Below are 18,429 nucleotides of genomic sequence, written 5' to 3'. Positions count from 1 at the left end.
TCCATGCGCCTCGTAACTCTGACTGGCCTCGACGTGCGCCTTGGCGGCCATACGGCCCTGACCAATGTCGACTTCCACATCGACAAGGGCGAGATCGTCACCGTGGTCGGCCCCAACGGCTCGGGCAAGACGACCCTGCTCAAGACGATCATCGGCGCCGTCAAACCCCGGCGCGGCACCCTTGAACGCGCCGATGGCCTGCGCATCGGATACGTCCCGCAACGCCTCGCCATCGACAATACCTTGCCGCTGACCGTGCGCCGCTTTCTCTGTCTGCCCCGCCGCCACCCCGAGGCGACCCTGCAAGCCGCTCTCGAAGACGCCGGGGCCGATGGCCTCATGGATCGTCAGATGACCGCCCTTTCCGGCGGCCAGTTCCAACGCGTCCTCCTCGCCCGTGCCATTCTCGACAAACCCGACCTCTTGATCCTCGACGAACCCACAACCGGCCTCGACCAACCCGGCTCCGCCGCGCTCTACCGCCAGATCGAACAGCTGCGCCAAGACCTCGGAAGCGCCGTCCTCATGGTCAGCCACGAGTTGCACGTCGTGATGAGCGCCTCGGACCGCGTGGTCTGTCTCAACGGCCACGTCTGCTGCCACGGCACCCCCGAAATCGTTGCCGACGCGCCGGAATACCGCGCCCTCTTCGGCTCTGGCACCCAAGGCGCGCTGGCGCTGTACCGCCACGATCATGACCATCACCACCATGGCCACCCGGCCCATAGCCACGAACACGGGGACTGCGACCATGCTTGATGATTTCCTGATCCGCGCCACGCTCGCCGGGATCGGCGTCGCCATCGCCGCCGCGCCCCTTGGCTGTTTCGTGGTCTGGCGCCGCATGGCCTATTTTGGCGACGCAACCGCCCATGCCGCGATTCTCGGCGTGGCCCTGTCTCTCGCGCTCTCGACCTCGATCTTCGCCGGCGCGCTCGCCGTGGCCCTCGCCATGGCGCTCACGGTGACAACGCTCTCCGGGCGCGGTTTTGCCATGGATACGCTGCTTGGCGTGCTGGCCCATTCCGCGCTCGCCTTCGGTCTGGTCGCTGTCTCTTTCCTGCAAGGCATCCGCCTCGACCTCGATGCCTACCTCTTCGGGGACATCCTCGCGGTGAGCAAATCCGACCTCGCCGTGATCTGGACCGGCGCAGCGCTGGTCATGCTCCTGACCGCATGGCGTTGGGCGCCCTTGCTGACCGCAACCCTCAACCCCGACCTCGCCCATGCCTCTGGCATCGATCCCAAACGCGAACAACTCGTCCTGACCCTCGGCCTCGCCATCGTCGTCGCCGTTGCGATCAAGGTCGTTGGCGCGCTGCTGATCGTCGCCCTTCTCATCATCCCCGCCGCCGCCGCCCGCCCGCTGGCGCGCACGCCGGAACATATGGCGCTCTCCGCCGCCCTGATCGGGGCCGTGGCCGCTGTCGGGGGGCTGCGCATGTCCTTCCTTCTGGACACGCCCTCGGGGCCGACCATCGTCTGCACCGCCTCCGTCCTCTTCGCGATTTCGACGCTCTCGGCACGTCTCATCCCGCGTTAACCAGAACGGTGCGTTAAGACCTGCCCACAGACGCAATACAGACACGATACCGACAGAATACCGACGTTGGATTTGTCGTTAAGACTCTTCTTCTCTGTGGCAAATACTCCGGGGTGAATTGGCCGCCAATCGGCGGCCAAGAGGGGCAGCGCCCCTACCCCACCATCGCCCCATGCACGAGCGCCTTCATCTCGGCCCTTGCCGGGTAGCTGCTCGAGGGCGAAAGCTGGGTGAAAAACACCACGCTGAGGCCCGTCTCCCGGTCGACCCAGAAGAAGGTTGACGCCATGCCGCCCCACGAGAAATCGCCCACCGATCCGGGCACCCTTGCGCGCGCCGGATCAAGGACAACCGCCCCGCCAAGGCCGAACCCCATGCCTTCCATCGGCTGCTCGGCAAAGCTCTGCGGCCCCATCTCCGAAATCTCGCCCCGCAGGTGGTTTTGCATCATGAAATCAACGGTTTGCGGCGACAGCAAACGCACGCCTTCAAGCGCCCCGCCAAGCCGAAGCATCTCGGCAAAGCGCATGTAGTCGTCGATCGTCCCGACCAGCCCGCCACCACCCGAGAACATATCCGCCTTGAGGAAGGGAGAGCCGTCCTTGTGGTCGACCCGACGCAGCGGGTTCTCCCCCGTGCGCGCCGCGTTGAGCGCCATCGCATCCCCCGCCAGCGGCGTATAAAGCGAAGCGAAGCGATCGACCGCGTGTTCCGGCACAGAAAACGCCGTCTCTCCCATCCCAAGCGGGCCAAGGATTTCCGTCTCGAAGAACGCCTCCAGCGTCTGTCCCGACACCACCTCGACGACCCGCCCCAACACGTCAATCGCGACCGAGTACTCCCACCTAGCCCCCGGCTGAAACGCCAACGGCAAAGCCGCCACCCGATCGACCATATCGGCCAGGTTTCCTTGATTGGCGCGGAAGATCAAATCGCCCTCTTCCATCGCCGCAGCAAGCACACCGGGATTGAACGGATAACTAAGACCGGCCGTATGGGTGAGCAACTGATGAAGCGTCGGCGCGGGCGCAGATTCGGTCTCTTCAATCGACATCGCGCCGGGGATAAGCGCGCTCATGTCTTTGAAAGACGGGATAAATTCGCTCACCGGCGTGTCGAGTGTGAACAGACCCCGCTCATAGAGCATCATCAGGGCAACCGAGGTAACCGGCTTGGTCATGGAATAGATACGCGCCACCGTATCGCGCTCGAACGCGGCGCCGCTCTCGATATCGCGAAGGCCTGCGGCATGGAAGAAAACCTCTTCGCCATGGCGCGAGATAAGCATACTGCTACCGGGAAATTTCCGCTCTGCCACATAGGATTCCATCCAATCCCCGATCCGACCAAGCCGTTCGGGATCAAATCCAAGCTTTGCGGCGCTCCCCCTGTGCATATGTGTCTTCCCTGTCCTTTTGCGGCCCACCCCTGCGGGCATGGCGCGTCTCCTCCTCCGCCACCTTGCCGCCCGGACAAGGGGCGGGGCAAGAACGCAAAAATACGTAGGTCGTCCTACCCGAGCCGATCTTGGAAGGTCTCGATTAGTTTCGCCTTGAGGATTTTGCCGGTTGGCGCCGCTGGAAGATCATCCGCGACAATGATCCGTTCGGGCCGTTTGTATGGTGTGAGCCGCGCGCGGAGAAAATCCTTGAGCGCATCCTCCGTAAGGCCGCTCCCCGGCACCGCTTTGACAAAAGCCAAAACCTCTTCATTGCCTTCCACAGGACGGCCCACAACACCGGCGATAATGACGTCCGGATGCTCCGTTAACACTGCCTCAACCTCGACCGGATAGACATTGAATCCTGAGCGAATGATCAATTCCTTTGTGCGCCCCGCGATGTGGAGCCGCCCCTGATCGTCGAACCGACCAAGATCACCGGTCCGCAACAGGCCCTCTTCGGTCAGCGTGGCGGCGGTCTGTTCTGGGTCGCGGAAATAGCCCTTCATGATCTGTGGGCCGCCGACAAGGATTTCGCCGATCCCCTCTGCCGGGGTCGCGCCCGGCGCATCAAGGTCGATATGGATCGTCGCACCAAGCATGGCTTCGCCGACGCTGGTATCGGGATCGCCCATCGCATTGCGCGTCGCACATATCCCTGCCGCGCTCTCGGTCAGGCCATACCCATTCTGAAGCGTCTGCCCGTAGAATTCTTCCGCCTCGCGCTTCCAAACCGGGTCAAGCGGCGCCCCGCCCGAAGAGACATAGCGCAACAGCCCACGATCATAGCGCGGCATGTCATGCGCACGCGCATAGTGAAACAGATGCGCATGCATCTGCGGCACCGCCGGAAGAAGGGTCACATCCTCCTGCAACGCCGTGTAGAGCCGCGCCACGTCGAACACAGGCTCGAGCCGCGCCGAGCCTTGCGCAAGGCTGATCGCATGCACCGTGACAAGGCCAAAGATGTGCGACATGGGTAGGGCGAGAAAGGTCATATCCCCCTCGCGCATCCCCCGCACATCCGCCGAGGCCCGCCCCGCTGCGATCATATTGGCATGGGTGAGCATCGCCGCCTTCGGATGCCCCGTCGTTCCCGAAGTATAAAGCAAGAGCGCGACCTGCTCCTCGCCGCTCTCAAAGACCGGCTCGGCCACACTGCCCTCTCGCGCCCAAAGAGCGACCGCGCCATAGCGCCCGGTGCAGGGTGTGGCCCCGAACGCCTCGGCATGGGCCGCCGCCGACGCAGAGACATCCGTCGCGAACATGACCGCGCTAGGGTCCGAATGCGCCACGATCCGATCAAGCTCGGGCCGCGACATGCGGGCATTCACCATGACCGCCGCCGCATCAAGATGGCTCGCCGCGAAATAGAACGCCGCGACCTCGATCGCGTTTTCCAGCACGATGACAACCCGATCTCCTGGCCCAACCCCGAATCGCACGAGATCGTCCCGCGCATCCTCAACCGCGCTCTGGAATGCGCCCCAGCTTATCCGCCTGTCATCCCCGTTGATAAAGGCAAGCCCCTCCGGCTTGTCCTGCGCCGCCCGCGCGACCAACTCATGCACCCGCTGCATCCTGTCTCCTCCCCAAGGCGCAAGGTCTCCTCCCGCTGCGCTGATGCACAGCCTAATACGGCCATCCAGCGTAGGAGAATGAAAAAGCCACGAATGACGGGGCGTCACACGCCAAAGCGTCGATCAAGACTCTAACGATTTGAAGGAAAAGGATTTCAGTGGTGAGCCGTGTAGGATTCGAACCTACGACCCACTGATTAAAAGTCAGTTGCTCTACCAACTGAGCTAACGGCCCACACTGTGGCGCGCTTACTATGACGGCTATCGCAGGCGGTCAAGCCGAATCTGTGAGAAAAATGCAGATGACTGGAAACCTTTTTCCAAGGGGCGTATATGCCGCCCATGACTACGCGTGAAAAACCGGGGCAAATGCCCTTTGAAAAGATGCATGGGCTCGGCAATGACTTTGTCGTGCTGGATGCGCGTGGGCGCGATCTGGCGCTGACGGACTCGCTCGTGCGGGCCATTGCTGATCGCCATCGCGGCGTTGGCTTTGATCAGCTCGCAGTGATCTCCAAGGGCGCCCATGATGCGCACCTGACCTTCTACAATAGCGACGGGTCGACCTCGGCCGCCTGTGGGAATGCAACCCGTTGTATTGCGCGGCAAATCATGGACGAGACGGGGCTTACAAGCCTGCGTTTGACCACGGATCGCGGCACGCTCCTGGCCCGGGATGCGGGCGATGGGCTGACCTCGGTTAACATGGGTCAGCCCCAGCTCGACTGGCAAGAGATTCCCCTCGCCGAACCGCTTGATACGCTCGAGCTTCCGATCGAGGGCGCGCCGGTCGCAACGGGCATGGGCAACCCGCATTGTACCTTCTTTGTCGAGGACGCCGAATCTGTCGATCTCGCCGCCTTTGGCGCGGCGCATGAACATCATCCGCTCTACCCCGAGCGCACCAATGTCCAGGTGGCGAGCCTGATCGCCCCCGATCACATCCGCATGCGCGTCTGGGAACGGGGCGTCGGTATCACACTGGCCTCCGGGTCGTCCTCCTGCGCCACCGCCGTGGCCGCCGCGCGGCGCGGCCTCACCGGTCGCAACGTCCGCATTGACCTCGACGGCGGCACGCTTCAGGTCCGCTGGGCCGAAGATGGCGTCTGGATGACCGGTCCGACAGCGCATGTCTTCTCCGGCTCCTTCACCAAGGCTTTCCTCGAGGACGCGCAATGAGCACCCCGCCCAAGTTCACGACTCTTGGCTGTCGTCTGAACGCCTATGAGACCGAAGCGATGAAAGCGCTTTCTGCAGAGGCGGGCTTGGGCGATGCCGTGATCGTCAACACCTGCGCTGTGACCGCCGAGGCCGTCCGCAAGGCGCGGCAGGAAATCCGCAAGCTGCGCCGCGAAAACCCCGAGGCGCGCATCATCGTCACCGGCTGCGCCGCCCAGACCGAGCCCGAGACCTTCGCCAAGATGGACGAGGTCGATACGGTCATCGGCAATACCGAAAAGATGCAACCCGAGACATGGAAAGCCATGGCCGCCGATTTCGTCGGCGAGACCGAGAAGGTCATGGTTGATGACATCATGTCAGTGACGGAAACCGCCGGACACCTGATTGACGGCTTCGGCACCCGCTCCCGCGCCTATGTGCAGGTTCAGAACGGCTGCGATCATCGCTGCACCTTCTGCATCATCCCCTACGGCCGCGGCAATTCCCGCTCGGTGCCAGCTGGCGTCGTGGTGGATCAGATCAAGCGCCTCGTCGACAAGGGCTTCAACGAGGTCGTGCTGACCGGGGTTGACCTGACGAGCTGGGGCGCCGACCTGCCGATGACGCCACGCCTTGGCGATCTTGTCATGCGTATCCTCAAGCTGGTGCCAGACCTGCCACGCCTGCGCATTTCCTCCATCGACTCGATCGAGGCCGATGACGCGCTCATGCAGGCCATCGCGACCGAGCCGCGTCTCATGCCGCATCTGCATCTCTCGCTTCAACATGGCGATGACCTGATCCTCAAGCGCATGGCCCGGCGCCACCTGCGCGACGACGCCATCGCCTTTTGCGAAGAGGCTCGCCGCCTGCGCCCCGACATGACCTTCGGCGCCGACATCATCGCGGGCTTCCCGACCGAAACCGAGGCGCATTTCGAGAACTCGCTCCGCCTCGTGACGGATTGCGACCTGACTTGGCTGCACGTCTTCCCCTACTCAAAGCGCGAAGGCACCCCCGCCGCCAAGATCCCGTCCCAGATCAACGGCAACACCATCAAGGCGCGCGCCGCCCGCCTGCGCGCCGCGGGTGAGGCACAGGTCGCCAAGCATCTCGCCGCGCAGATCGGCAAGACGCATCATATCCTGATGGAAAACCCACACATGGGCCGCACCGAACAATTCACCGAGGTGCACTTTGACACGGCCCAAACCGAAGGCAGCATTGTCACCACCGAGATCAAGGGCACACGCGATAGCCAACTCGTCGCATGACCTTGCCGATCCTCTATAGCTTCCGTCGTTGCCCCTACGCGATGCGCGCCCGGCTTGGACTCGCGAGCGCGGACCTCAGGGTCGAACTGCGCGAAGTGGTCCTGCGCGACAAGCCCCCCGCCTTCCTCGCGGCCTCACCAAGTGCGACGGTGCCTTGCCTGAAAGCGGGCGACTCGGTGATCGACGAAAGCCTCGACATCATGTGCTGGGCACTGGCGCAGAACGACCCCGAAGGCCTGCTCGACATGCCGCAGGACGGCCATGCCCTCATCGCCGCGACCGACGGCCCGTTTAAAACCGCTCTTGACCGCTACAAGTACCACACGCGCTATGACGATGCCGACCGTGAAGCGGAGCGCACCAAAGCGTCTGCGCACCTCGAGACGCTGAACACCCAACTGACCGGGCAAGACTGGCTCTTCGGCCCGACACCGCGCCTCGCCGATCTCGCGATCCTGCCATTCATCCGGCAATTCGCCATGACCGACAAAACATGGTTCGACGCGCAGGATTGGCCAGATCTGCATCGCTGGCTCGAAACCTTCCTCGCCTCGCCCCGCTTTGCCGCAATCATGACGAAATACCCGCAATGGCGCGAGGGCGACGCCCCCATCTTCTTCTCTGGGTAAATACTCCCGCCGGAGGCGAATCGCTCCCGGGCCCCTTGGGGCACGGGAGCTCAAACAAGCGCGCCGCCTTGCGGCGCACCGTTTGACTAGGCCGCCGGGGCCAATGCTGCCGACCGCACGTTCAGAACGCCAAGTGCCGCCCGCGCGGCCTCGCGTCCCTTCTCGACGAAATGCGCACGGTAAATCGCGTTGTGATGGTCGGTTTCCTGATACTGATGCGGCGTGAGCGAGACCGACAAGACCGGCACCCCGCTGTCCATCCCCGCCCGCATCAACCCGTCAACCACGGCCTGCGCCACGAAATCATGCCGATAGATCCCGCCATCGACGACAAGAGCCGCACAGGCCACGGCGCCGTAGCGCCCCGTCATCGCAAGATCGCGCGCCAATAGCGGCATCTCGAACGCGCCGGGAACGTCGAAGACATCGACCTGCGCCTCCGGGATAAGCTCGCAGAACCCTTCATAGGCGCGGTCCACGATATCGGCGTGCCACGCCGCTTTGATGAATGCATATCGGGTGTGTGTCATCTGAGTGATCTCCTTTCGTAACAGACACGTCACCCAAGGCGATCACGAACGACAGACCGGCCCCAAAGGGTCCGCCTGAGCGCACGTTCTCTTCCATCCGGACTATCACCGTCGGCTCCGGCCTCTCACCGGATCTGCTGACCCCCCGCCGCTGGCAGGGGCGCTCGCGGGCTTACGGATCATCGCCCGCATACCGCCGGTGGGGAATTGCACCCCGCCCTGAGAACAACGGCAACTTGCCAAGACTCGGGCCACAATGCAACATCCGCCCAAACGTCAGCAGGACCGACCATGCATCCCAACCCGACCTTTCACATCGCAACCCGCGACGAGAACCTCGCCTTTGCCCGCGAACGTGGCTTCGGTATGCTGGCCTTGTCCTCCGACGGCGCGCCGCACCTGTCGCATGTGCCATTTATCATCTCCGAGGACGGGACCGCCGCCGAATTGCACCTCGCCCGCTCGAGCGCCACTGCCCGCGCCGCGAAAGAGACCCGCCCCGCGACGCTCGCCGTGACCGGGCCGGACGGGTATATTTCGCCGGATTGGTATGACATGCCCGACCAGGTGCCGACATGGAACTACGTTGCCGTGCATCTTTCCGGTCGCCTCGTGCCCCTGCCCGACACCGCCCTGCGCGATCAACTTGACCGATTGAGCGAAGCTTTCGAAACCCGTCTGCTGCCAAAACCGGTCTGGCAAAGCAGCAAGATGGATGCCGAGGCGCTCTCTCGACTGCTGCGGATGATCCGGCCTTTCCGGTTTGAGATCGACGACGTGCAGGGCACTTGGAAGTTCTCACAGAACAAACCTGACGCAGCCCGCCTTGGCGCGGCGTCTCATGTGGCCGGGTCAAGCATCGGCTCGGATCTCGCGCTTCTCTCCGGCCTGATGCAGGCCCCCATTGAAAAGGCTCCAAAATGAAACTCGTCTCTGCCTCGGCCTCTCCCTTTGTCCGCAAGGTCTGCGTCCTGTTGCACGAAACCGGTCAGACCGACGATGTCGAAATGGTCGCGGTCAAAACCTCGCCCGTCGCCACTGCGCCGGATGCGCGCGATGCCAACCCGCTTGGCAAGATCCCCGCCTTGATCCGTGAGGATGGCCGCCCGATTTTCGATAGCCGCGTGATTTGCCGCTACCTCGATGCGCGGGCCAAGGGTGGGCTCTATCCCGAGGACCGCCTCTGGGACGTGCTCACCCTCGAAGCGATGGCCGACGGGATCATGGATGCGGCTGTCCTGATCACCTACGAGGGGCGCCTGCGCGCGCCTGAACAACAGGACAGCACATGGCTAGATGCGCAGTGGGCCAAGGTCACTCAGGCGCTCGACTCGATCGAAAAAGATTGGCGCGACGACCTGAACGCACCGCGCAACATGGGGCAATTCGCGCTCGGCTGTGCGCTTGGCTATCTTGATTTCCGCCACGCAGCGCGCAACTGGCGCGACGGGCGCCCGGTGCTGGCCGACTGGTTCGAGACGGTGTCGAACCTCGAGAGCATGCAATCGACGGCCCCACGCGACTAACGCAGATCTATTCGGCGATTCGCCCAAGCACCGCCAAAATCGCCCTCGATAGCGCAAACAACTGCCAGACATGGGTTTTCATGAATGCGTTTCAAGCGCGACAGAGGGACGCTAAGGTGAAACTTGGGCGAAACATCGCTGGACGGTGTGGCGTGGCTTCGCTAAATAGCGCCCTGTAGTGGCTGCTCAAGAAGCGGCCTCGACGGTTTTGGCTCGTTACTTGGCCAAGAAAGAATGGAGAGAACCTCGTGTCCCACGCAGAAGATCACGAAGGCACCCGCAGAGACTTCCTCTACTACGCCACCGCTGGCGCAGGTGCAGTGACCGCCGGAGCCGCCGTCTGGCCTCTGGTCAACCAAATGAATCCCTCGGCAGACGTTCAGGCCCTTGCCTCGATCATGGTCGATGTTTCTGGCATCGAGCCGGGAACTCAGCTGACCGTGAAATGGCTCGGCAAGCCCGTCTTTATCCGCCGCCGGACCCAGGATGAGATCGAAGCAGGGCGCGCCGTCGACCTGAACGCTCTCATCGACAAGAATGCTCAGAACCGCAACGACATGGCGCTCGACGCCTCCGACCAAAACCGGACCCTCGATGAGGCAGGTGAATGGCTCGTGATGATCGGTGTTTGTACGCACCTCGGCTGTGTGCCGATCGGCGACGGCGCTGGCGATTTCGGCGGCTGGTTCTGCCCCTGCCACGGGTCGCACTACGACACCGCTGGTCGTATCCGCAAAGGCCCTGCACCGGAAAACCTCTGGGTGCCCGTGGCCGAATTCGTCGACGATTCGACGATCAAACTCGGTTAAGGAGCGCACGCAATGTCTGGTATTCCCCACGACCATTACGAGCCGAAGACCGGCGCAGAGAAATGGCTCCACAGCCGCCTGCCCGTTGTCGGCCTGATCTATGACACCATCATGATCCCCACCCCCAAGAACCTGAACTGGTGGTGGATCTGGGGTATCGTTCTCGCTTTCTGCCTCGTGCTGCAAATCGTGACCGGTATCGTCCTCGTGATGCACTACACGCCGCATGTCGATTATGCGTTCGCCTCGATCGAACACATCATGCGTGACGTGAATGGCGGCCATATGCTCCGCTATATCCACATGAACGGCGCCTCGCTGTTCTTCTTCGCCGTCTACATCCACATTTTCCGCGGCCTGTTCTACGGCTCCTACAAGGCGCCCCGCGAAATCACGTGGATCGTCGGTATGCTGATCTTCCTGATGATGATGGGCACCGGCTTCATGGGCTACGTTCTGCCTTGGGGTCAGATGTCCTTCTGGGGCGCAACCGTGATCACCGGCCTGTTCGGCGCCATCCCGTTCATCGGCGAAGCGCTGCAGACCTGGCTTCTCGGCGGCCCGGCAGTGGACAACTACACCCTGAACCGCTTCTTCTCGCTGCACTACCTTCTGCCTTTCGTGATCGCCGCACTTGTGATCGTTCACATCTGGGCCTTCCACACCACGGGCAACAACAACCCGACCGGTGTTGAGGTGCGTCGTGGCTCCAAGGAAGAAGCCGCCAAGGACACCCTGCCCTTCTGGCCCTACTTCGTGATCAAGGACTTCGTTGGCCTCGCCATCGTGCTCGTTGTCTTCTTCGCCGTGGTCGGCTTCATGCCGAACTACTTCGGCCACCCGGACAACTACATCGAAGCCAACCCGCTCGTGACGCCCGCGCACATCGTTCCGGAATGGTACTTCCTGCCGTTCTACGCGATCCTGCGTGCCTTCACGGCGGATGTTTGGGTCGTGATGGCGGCAAGCTGGATTACCGGCGGCATCATCGACGCCAAGTTCTTCGGCGTGATCGCGATGTTCGGCGCAATCGCCGTGATGGTCATCGTGCCGTGGCTTGACACGAGCCGCGTGCGCTCGGGCCGTTACCGCCCGCAGTTCAAATGGTGGTTCTACCTCCTGATCGTCGACTTCATCGTCCTGATGTGGTGTGGCGCGATGCCGGCGGAACCGCCCTATTCGACCATCTCCCTCATCGGCTCGGCCTACTGGTTCGGCTACTTCCTCGTGATCCTGCCGATCCTCGGCGTCATCGAGAAACCGACGACCCCGCCGACCACGATCGAGGAAGACTTTGACGCCCACTACGGCAAACCTGCTGAATAAGAAGGAAACAGGATAATGCTTAAGAAACTTAGCATCGCCGCAATCGCTGCCCTGTCCCTTTCGGCAGGTGGCGCCCTCGCGGCCGGCGGAGAAAGCCACATCCACGATGTGGACTTCTCCTTCGAAGGCCCGTTCGGCAAGTTCGACCAGAACCAGCTTCAGCGTGGTCTCCAGATCTACACCGAGGTCTGCTCGGCCTGCCACGGCATGCGTTACGTCCCGATCCGCACCCTTGCGGACGAAGGCGGCCCGCACCTGCCCGCAGACCAGGTCCGCGCCTACGCGGAACAGACCTTTGAAGTGTTCGACGCCGAACTGGACGATTTCCGTCCGGCCAAGCCGACCGACCACTTCCCGGAAGGTGGCGATCCCAACGCACCGGACCTGTCGCTCATGGCGAAGGCCCGCGCGGGTTTCCACGGTCCTTACGGCACCGGTATGAACCAGCTCTTCAAAGGTATGGGCGGTCCGGAATACATCGTCTCGATCCTGACCGGCTACACCGGTGAGGAAAAAGAAGAAGCCGGTACGACCTACTACGAGAACACCGCCTTCCCCGGCGGCTGGATCGCCATGGCCCCGCCGCTCTACGGTGAGGACGTGGAATTTGCCGACGGTCACTCCAATGAACTGCATCACGAAGCCGAAGACGTGGCGGCCTTCCTGATGTGGGCAGCAGAACCCAAGATGATGGCCCGCAAGCAAGCTGGCTTCATCGGTGTCCTGATGCTGACCCTCCTGGCCTCGCTTCTGTTCCTCACGAACAAAAAGCTCTGGGCTCCGGTCAAGGGTAAGGAGTTCCACGGCTAAGCCGCGGACAGACACACCTCTCTCCAGAAGGCCTCGCCACATCGGCGGGGCCTTTTTCTTTGCGCGCAGCACATATCCCTATTGATTTGCGCCGCCCCTCTACACCTTGCTATGCCTTGGCCCAAGCATAGGAGGCTTCCATGACCCACGCCCTGATCGTCATCGACATGCAAAACGATTTCTGCCCCGGTGGCGCGCTTGCTGTAACCGGCGGGGACGAGATTGTTGCAGGCATCAACACCCTCATGCCCGATTTCGACCACGTGATCCTGACACAGGACTGGCACCCGGCAGGCCATTCGTCTTTCGCCTCCTCGCATGATGGCAAAGCGCCGTTCGAGATGACCGAGATGCCCTATGGCCCCCAAGTGCTCTGGCCAGATCATTGTGTCCAAGGCTCGCATGGTGCCGCCTTTCACACCGACCTCGACACAGACCGCGCCGCGATCATTCAGCGCAAAGGCATGAACCCGGCAATTGATAGCTACTCCGCCTTCTTCGAAAACGACCGAAAAACCCCCACGGGGCTTGATGGCGCGCTACGAAGCCTTGGCATCACCGAACTGACCTTTGTCGGTCTCGCCACCGATTTCTGCGTCGCCTATTCCGCGTTGGATGCCGCGCAGCTTGGATTCAAAGCGACCCTGCGCCAAGACCTCTGCCGCGCGATTGATCTCGACGGTTCGCTCGCGGCGGCGCTTGCAGAACTGAAACAGGCCGGTGTGCATCTCGCCTAAGGCGTAAGAGCGGCGCACAAATCGGATTGGACCCCCTGCGTTCTTTTCGCTATCACCTTGGAAACACTGGCAAGGAAAGCCTGAAACATGGTCGATATCGCGACACGAGTCTGGAACCAGCAATGGAAAATCGATCCGATCGTCCGGTCGCTGATTGACAATGACTTCTACAAGCTCCTGATGTGCCAATCGGTGTTCCGCAATCAGCCGGACGCCCATGTCACCTTCTCACTCATCAACCGTACCGATTCCGTGCGTCTTGCCGAACTGGTCGACGAGGGCGAGTTGCGCGAACAGCTTGACCACATCCGTTACCTTTCCCTGACCCGCGGCGAAAGCACCTTCCTGCGCGGCAATACATTCTACGGCAAACGCCAGATGTTCCGCCCCGACTTCATGCAGTGGTTCGAGAATATGTCGCTTCCCGACTACCACCTCGAAAAGCGCGACGGTCAGTATGAGCTGACCTTCGAAGGGAAATGGCACGAGGTCATGCTCTGGGAAATCCCTGCGCTCGCTGTCCTGATGGAACTGCGCGGTCGCGCCGTTCTCAACGACATGCGCAAATTCGAGCTTCAGGTTCTTTATGCCCGCGCCATGACCAAGCTCTGGGAAAAGATTCAGCACATGCGCGATGTGCCGGGCCTCAAGATCGCTGACTTCGGCACCCGCCGCCGCCATTCCTATCTCTGGCAGGATTGGTGCGTGCAGGCGATGGGCGAAGGGCTTGGCGACAAGTTCATCGGCACCTCCAATTGTCACATCGCCATGAAACGCGACCTCGAAGCCATCGGCACCAACGCGCATGAACTTCCGATGGTCTATTCCGCCCTCGCCAAGAGCGACGAAGAACTCGCGCAAGCCCCCTATCAGGTCTTGGCCGACTGGCACGAAGAACATGACGGGAATCTGCGCATCATCTTGCCCGACACCTACGGCACTGAGGGCTTCCTCAAACGTGCGCCCGACTGGCTCGCCGGATGGACCGGGATTCGCATCGACTCCGGCGATCCCGCCACCGCCGCCGAGGTGGCCATTCGCTGGTGGAAAGAACGCGGAGAGGATCCGACCAAGAAGCTCATCATCTTCTCCGACGGTCTCGACGAGGCCAAGATCGTCGAGCTTGCGACGCAATTCGAAGGCCGCGCCAAGGTGTCTTTCGGCTGGGGCACGCTCTTGACCAACGACTTCCGCGGCCTGACCCCTGACGATGGCCTCGCGCCCTTCTCGCTCGTCTGCAAAGCGGTCTCGGCCAATGGAAGTCCGACGGTCAAGCTCTCCGATAACCCCAACAAGGCGATGGGCCCGGCGGATGAGATCGAGCGCTACAAACGCGTCTTTGGCGTCGGCGCGCAGGAAAAGCTCGAGGTTATCGTCTAAGCCATTCCCGCGCCATCTTCACCGCCCGCGCCGCATAGTCGGCGGTCTCGGGTGCGTCTGGCGCATAACGCCCGATCACCCAGCCACAGCTCGCAAGCCCCCGCATGACCGTGAACGCCTCAAGGAGCGCCGCATCGCCCGGCAGCGGCCTCACCGTGCCATACCCCTCGAGAAGCGCAGCACCCAAATCCGCGCGGTTCGGCTGATCCCAGTTCTGCGACATCGCCACGCCAAGCTCGTACATGCGGAACCCGAACACTCCGTCGTCAAAGTCGATCAGGCGCACCGCATCGCCCTGCACCATCACGTTCTCGCGCAGCGCATCCGCGTGGATCAGGCCGAAATCGCCCTCCGCTTCGTGACTTCCGATCACCTCGCAAAGCCGCTCTCGCGCCTCAAGAAGTGCCGTGCGCTCCTCCCGCGATAGCGCCGGATTTTCCCAAAACCGCCCCCACGCGGGATCATCCCCCAAGAGGGCCGAGCGATCGAGCACACCCCTTTCAAAGGCCTCCGGCAGGGTCGCCTCGTCGCTCGCCGCATGAAGCCGCGCCAGCTCTGCACCAAGCGCATGATGTAGCGCCGCCTGCCGCGCCGGGCTGCCGTCAAGAGGCACATCCCCCTCGCCTAATGGCGCGCCGTCCATCCATGTCACAATCGACGCCCTCCGCCCCGCCTCGGGCACATCGGCGATCACATCCTCGGCCTTGGTTCGCACCGGCAAAGGCACCTGCACACCAGCCGCGACCAAGGCCTCGGCCCACCATAGCTCTGATCGGATCGCAGCATCGCTCTGGTATCCGGGACGATGGAGCCGCAACGCCACCCGCCCGAATTCAGGCGAAACAGTCTCGAATACGGCGTTCTCACGGTTCTTGATAAGGCGCGGCGTCGCCTCAATCCCCCAATGCATCAGGGCCGCCTCGGCATAGGCGCGGGCCTCTGCATCCTTCATGTCACCGCCTCCAATGCCGCGTCCATAACCTCGGCGAGTGTCTCGGCCTCCGCGCGCCCAAAGACGCAAGGCGGCCGAACCTTGAGCGTGTTGTCACGCCGCCCGACGGAATGAAGCAACACACCACGCCCCCGCATGTCCTCGACCACTTCGGCGCAAAGCGCAGTTGCCGGTGCTCCATCGCGCCAGAGCTCTGCCCCAAGGAAAAGCCCCGCACCGCGCACATCCGCGATCACATCATGGCGCGCCTGTACCTCCTGCAAGAGAGACAGCGTATAGGCCCCGACATCGCGCGCGTTCTCGACAAGCGCCTCCTCTTCAATGACCTGCAAGACCGCCATCGCCGCCGCCGCGCTGACAGGGTTGCCGCCGAAGGTATTGAAGTATTTGAACGCCTCCTGAAACGCGCCGAGGATCTCGGGCCGCGTGACAACGGCGGCGACGGGATGCCCGTTCGCCATCGGCTTGCCAAGCGTCACGATATCGGGCGCAAAGCCAAGCCGATCATGCCCCCACCAATGGCTCCCGATGCGCCCGAAACCGGGCTGCACCTCATCCGCGATGATGATCCCGCCCGCCTTTCGCACAGCCTCAATCGCGCGATCAAGGAAACCGCGCTCAAGCGTCGGAAACCCCTCATTGGCGAAATAGGGGCAAAGGATCATCGCCGCGACGCCATGGCCGCTCTCTTCCAATTCGGCAATCGCCGCCTCGACACCACGCGCGAAGGCCTCGGCCTGCCCTTCCTGCGATCCGCCAATCGGGGCCATATTGTCCGGCGCCGGAACCTGCCGCACATGATCCCGATAGCCCCCAACCGGTATTTTCTTCGAATTGAGCTGTGAAACCGCCGCTGTATTGCCGTGATAGGTGTTGTCCGTGCCAATAATCCCGGTCTTGCCGGTCATCGCTTCGGCCATGCGAAGCGCCACATCATTGGCCTCGGATCCCGAACACACCATAACCAGACTCTCGAGCCCATGCCCGAACTTGGCCGTAAGCGCCTCGCCATAGTCAAGGATTGCGTCATGCACATAGCGCGTATGGGTGTTGAGCGTCGCCGCCTGCGTTGCAATCGCTTCGACAACGCGGGGGTGGCAATGCCCGACATGCGGCACATTGTTGTAGCAATCGAGATACCGCCGCCCGTCCTTGTCCCAAAGATAAGCGCCTTCCCCGCGCACAACATGCACCGGCTCGCGGTAAAAGGTCGTCATCTGCGGCCCCAAAAGGCGCGCGCGGCGTTCCAGCATGGTTTCTGTCATAGTCTTGCTTCCCCTCGTCACACGAGGGCATTCAAACCACCTGAGCGAGAACCGCAATGGCAAACGCGGCGAAATCTCGTCGGAGCTAGTCCTCGCGCCGCACCTGACCGCGAAGCGCTTTGACCTCGCCGCGTTCTTTCTTGGCCTTGAGACGGCGTTGCTTCGATCCGTAGGTCGGTTTGGTTTTGATCCTGCGCTTCGGTTTGACAAGCGCCTTGCGGATCAACTCGGCGAGGCGCTCGCGCGCGATCTCGCGGTTGCGTCCCTGACTGCGGGTCTCGTCGCACTGAATGATAACCGCACCATCCTTGGTCCAGCGCCGCCCCGCCAACCGCTTGAGCCGCGCCTTGACCGGCCCTTCAAGAGAGGGAGACCTTTCTGCCTCAAAGCGCAACTCGACCGCCGTCGCGACCTTGTTGACGTTCTGTCCGCCTGGCCCGCTGGCACGGACGAACTGCTCCGTCAATTCCCAGTCCTGCAAGCTGACGTTCTCGTCAATCACGAGCATTGCTGCCCCTCATACTCTGTCTGACCCGGTTCATTCTCGCACCACCGCGATACCGACGTAATACCGACGTGATACATATATGCGATTTTCCAACGAAAAGGGCCGCTCTTTCGCGATAGAGCGGCCCTTCGAGATGGTAGGAGGTGCGTCGGTTAGGTGAGCACCAATTCGGGTTCTGTATCAGCCAAGGGCTGCCTCAGAGATACTCCCTCCGAACTGTTCCAACACTGCTCTCCATAGCTTCTCTAGACAATGGGCACCTCCTTTCAGATTGTTTCGCGTACCCTCAGCCTGCCACAGGCTGTGGATATGTCAAACAAAATCATGTGGTGCGCGGTACCAATACCCCCACGATGATGCGGAATGGCACAAGAGCAAGCAAAGCGAGCGACAGTTTGACCATCCAGTCGGCAAGTCCAAGGCTAACCCAAAGCGGCAGGACAGGCCCAGCGCCCAGAAGCGGAAGCATCTCGCCCGCCCAAGAGACATCGTTGCCCGGCTCGAGGAATGTCAGCGCCCCGGAGAAAGCGATCGTAAAGAAAATCGCGGTATCTACCGAAGAGCCAATCAACGTCGACGCCAAAGGCGCCCGCCACCACGCCCCTTCACGCAGCCGGTTGAACACCGCCACATCAAGAAGCTGCGCCGTCAGGAACGCAAGGCCCGAGCCAAGCGCGATGCGCAGGGTCACGGCCGGATAGGTATAGCCGTCGCCCTCGAGCATGATCTGCGTGCCGATCGCGGAGCAGATCACGCCGACGACAAAGCCGGCGACCACAACGCGGCGCGCGGCGGCAACGCCATAGACGCGATTCATAACGTCGGTCACGAGAAAGGCGAGCGGATAGGTAAAGGCACCCCAGGTCAACCATTGGCCGAACAGGAACTGCACAAGGATGTTGGAGGCCACGACAATGGCGGCCATGGCAAGAATGCCGGGAAGATGGATCGTTTTCAT

19 protein-coding genes, 1 tRNA gene and 1 riboswitch are annotated in these 18,429 nt (G+C 62.2%); of the genes, 12 read left to right on the top strand and 8 right to left on the bottom strand.

Translation table 11 applies throughout. The annotated features are described in order from the left end of the window. Nucleotides 1-3 precede the first annotated feature (3 nt). Together MK745_RS02665 and MK745_RS02660 are read left to right on the top strand one after the other, a co-directional pair. The gene (locus MK745_RS02665; protein WP_243611734.1) at nt 4-759 is read left to right on the top strand and encodes a metal ABC transporter ATP-binding protein; all 756 of its coding nucleotides are present in this window, start codon (nt 4-6) and stop codon (nt 757-759) included. Continuing rightward, nucleotides 752-1,543 (top strand): iron chelate uptake ABC transporter family permease subunit, encoded by a 792-nt coding sequence (locus MK745_RS02660; protein ID WP_243611733.1) that lies wholly within the window; start codon nt 752-754, stop codon nt 1,541-1,543. Before MK745_RS02665 ends, MK745_RS02660 begins: the two co-directional genes overlap by 8 nt. Nucleotides 1,544-1,697: 154 nt before the next feature. Here MK745_RS02660 and MK745_RS02655 read toward each other — a convergent pair whose 3' ends face one another. The 3 genes from MK745_RS02655 to MK745_RS02645 all read right to left on the bottom strand — a co-directional run bounded on the left by MK745_RS02655 (nt 1,698) and on the right by MK745_RS02645 (nt 4,799). After that, a complete protein-coding gene (locus tag MK745_RS02655; RefSeq protein WP_243611732.1) occupies nt 1,698-2,939 on the bottom strand; it encodes a serine hydrolase domain-containing protein in 1,242 nt (413 codons plus the stop codon). 116 nt (nt 2,940-3,055) lie between these two features. After that, nucleotides 3,056-4,564: a class I adenylate-forming enzyme family protein gene (locus MK745_RS02650; protein WP_243611731.1), complete on the bottom strand. Its 1,509-nt coding sequence runs from the start codon at nt 4,562-4,564 to the stop codon at nt 3,056-3,058. A gap of 159 nt (nt 4,565-4,723) precedes the next feature. Then, nucleotides 4,724-4,799, bottom strand: a tRNA-Lys gene (locus MK745_RS02645). A 98-nt stretch (nt 4,800-4,897) separates the two neighbouring features. On the opposite strand from MK745_RS02645, the gene dapF reads away from it, so the two are divergent. From dapF to MK745_RS02630, 3 genes are read left to right on the top strand one after another with little or no spacing between them, the layout of a single operon-like run. Beyond that, nucleotides 4,898-5,743, top strand: coding sequence for a diaminopimelate epimerase (gene dapF, locus MK745_RS02640; protein WP_243611730.1), 846 nt, complete (start codon nt 4,898-4,900; stop codon nt 5,741-5,743). Beyond that, nucleotides 5,740-6,999 (top strand): tRNA (N(6)-L-threonylcarbamoyladenosine(37)-C(2))-methylthiotransferase MtaB, encoded by a 1,260-nt coding sequence (gene mtaB / locus MK745_RS02635; protein WP_243611729.1) that lies wholly within the window; start codon nt 5,740-5,742, stop codon nt 6,997-6,999. Before dapF ends, mtaB begins: the two co-directional genes overlap by 4 nt. Next, nucleotides 6,996-7,628: a glutathione S-transferase gene (locus tag MK745_RS02630; RefSeq protein WP_243611728.1), complete on the top strand. Its 633-nt coding sequence runs from the start codon at nt 6,996-6,998 to the stop codon at nt 7,626-7,628. Before mtaB ends, MK745_RS02630 begins: the two co-directional genes overlap by 4 nt. A gap of 86 nt (nt 7,629-7,714) precedes the next feature. Here MK745_RS02630 and MK745_RS02625 read toward each other — a convergent pair whose 3' ends face one another. Continuing rightward, nucleotides 7,715-8,167: a 6,7-dimethyl-8-ribityllumazine synthase gene (locus MK745_RS02625; protein ID WP_347813641.1), complete on the bottom strand. Its 453-nt coding sequence runs from the start codon at nt 8,165-8,167 to the stop codon at nt 7,715-7,717. Between the two features lie 72 nt (nt 8,168-8,239). Further along, nucleotides 8,240-8,389, bottom strand: a riboswitch (FMN riboswitch). A gap of 60 nt (nt 8,390-8,449) precedes the next feature. On the opposite strand from MK745_RS02625, the gene MK745_RS02620 reads away from it, so the two are divergent. The 7 genes from MK745_RS02620 to pncB all read left to right on the top strand — a co-directional run bounded on the left by MK745_RS02620 (nt 8,450) and on the right by pncB (nt 14,746). Further along, nucleotides 8,450-9,082 carry an FMN-binding negative transcriptional regulator gene (locus tag MK745_RS02620; RefSeq protein ID WP_243611726.1) on the top strand — a complete coding sequence of 211 codons (633 nt, stop codon included), beginning with the start codon at nt 8,450-8,452 and terminating at the stop codon, nt 9,080-9,082. Beyond that, nucleotides 9,079-9,684, top strand: a complete 606-nt coding sequence (locus MK745_RS02615) for a glutathione S-transferase N-terminal domain-containing protein (RefSeq protein ID WP_243611725.1) — start codon at nt 9,079-9,081, stop codon at nt 9,682-9,684. The genes MK745_RS02620 and MK745_RS02615 overlap by 4 nt, the downstream gene beginning before the upstream one ends. A 248-nt stretch (nt 9,685-9,932) precedes the next feature. Further along, a complete protein-coding gene (gene petA / locus MK745_RS02610; protein ID WP_243611724.1) occupies nt 9,933-10,493 on the top strand; it encodes a ubiquinol-cytochrome c reductase iron-sulfur subunit in 561 nt (186 codons plus the stop codon). Between the two features lie 12 nt (nt 10,494-10,505). Next, nucleotides 10,506-11,819, top strand: a complete 1,314-nt coding sequence (gene petB, locus MK745_RS02605; RefSeq protein ID WP_243611723.1) for a cytochrome b — start codon at nt 10,506-10,508, stop codon at nt 11,817-11,819. Nucleotides 11,820-11,834: 15 nt separating this feature from the next. Further along, on the top strand, nt 11,835-12,629 hold the full coding sequence (locus tag MK745_RS02600) for a cytochrome c1 (RefSeq protein ID WP_243611722.1): 795 nt from the start codon (nt 11,835-11,837) through the stop codon (nt 12,627-12,629). Nucleotides 12,630-12,769: 140 nt separating this feature from the next. Continuing rightward, nucleotides 12,770-13,366, top strand: a complete 597-nt coding sequence (pncA, locus tag MK745_RS02595) for a bifunctional nicotinamidase/pyrazinamidase (RefSeq protein ID WP_243611721.1) — start codon at nt 12,770-12,772, stop codon at nt 13,364-13,366. Between the two features lie 87 nt (nt 13,367-13,453). After that, a complete protein-coding gene (gene pncB / locus MK745_RS02590) occupies nt 13,454-14,746 on the top strand; it encodes a nicotinate phosphoribosyltransferase (RefSeq protein ID WP_243611720.1) in 1,293 nt (430 codons plus the stop codon). On the opposite strand, the gene MK745_RS02585 is transcribed toward pncB, so the two are convergent. From MK745_RS02585 to MK745_RS02570, 4 genes are all read right to left on the bottom strand, one after another. Then, a complete protein-coding gene (locus MK745_RS02585; RefSeq protein ID WP_243611719.1) occupies nt 14,736-15,698 on the bottom strand; it encodes a phosphotransferase enzyme family protein in 963 nt (320 codons plus the stop codon). The genes pncB and MK745_RS02585 overlap by 11 nt on opposite strands. Next, a complete protein-coding gene (locus tag MK745_RS02580) occupies nt 15,695-16,963 on the bottom strand; it encodes an aspartate aminotransferase family protein (protein ID WP_243611718.1) in 1,269 nt (422 codons plus the stop codon). The genes MK745_RS02585 and MK745_RS02580 overlap by 4 nt, the downstream gene beginning before the upstream one ends. A gap of 85 nt (nt 16,964-17,048) precedes the next feature. Next, nucleotides 17,049-17,471 (bottom strand): alternative ribosome rescue aminoacyl-tRNA hydrolase ArfB, encoded by a 423-nt coding sequence (arfB, locus tag MK745_RS02575; RefSeq protein ID WP_243611717.1) that lies wholly within the window; start codon nt 17,469-17,471, stop codon nt 17,049-17,051. Nucleotides 17,472-17,793: 322 nt separating this feature from the next. Next, the gene (locus MK745_RS02570) at nt 17,794-18,429 is read right to left on the bottom strand and encodes a queuosine precursor transporter (RefSeq protein WP_243611716.1); all 636 of its coding nucleotides are present in this window, start codon (nt 18,427-18,429) and stop codon (nt 17,794-17,796) included.

Source organism: Shimia aestuarii (assembly GCF_022814865.1).
Classification (GTDB): Bacteria; Pseudomonadota; Alphaproteobacteria; order Rhodobacterales; family Rhodobacteraceae; genus Shimia; species Shimia aestuarii_A.
This window is presented reverse-complemented; position numbering and strand designations above follow the sequence as displayed.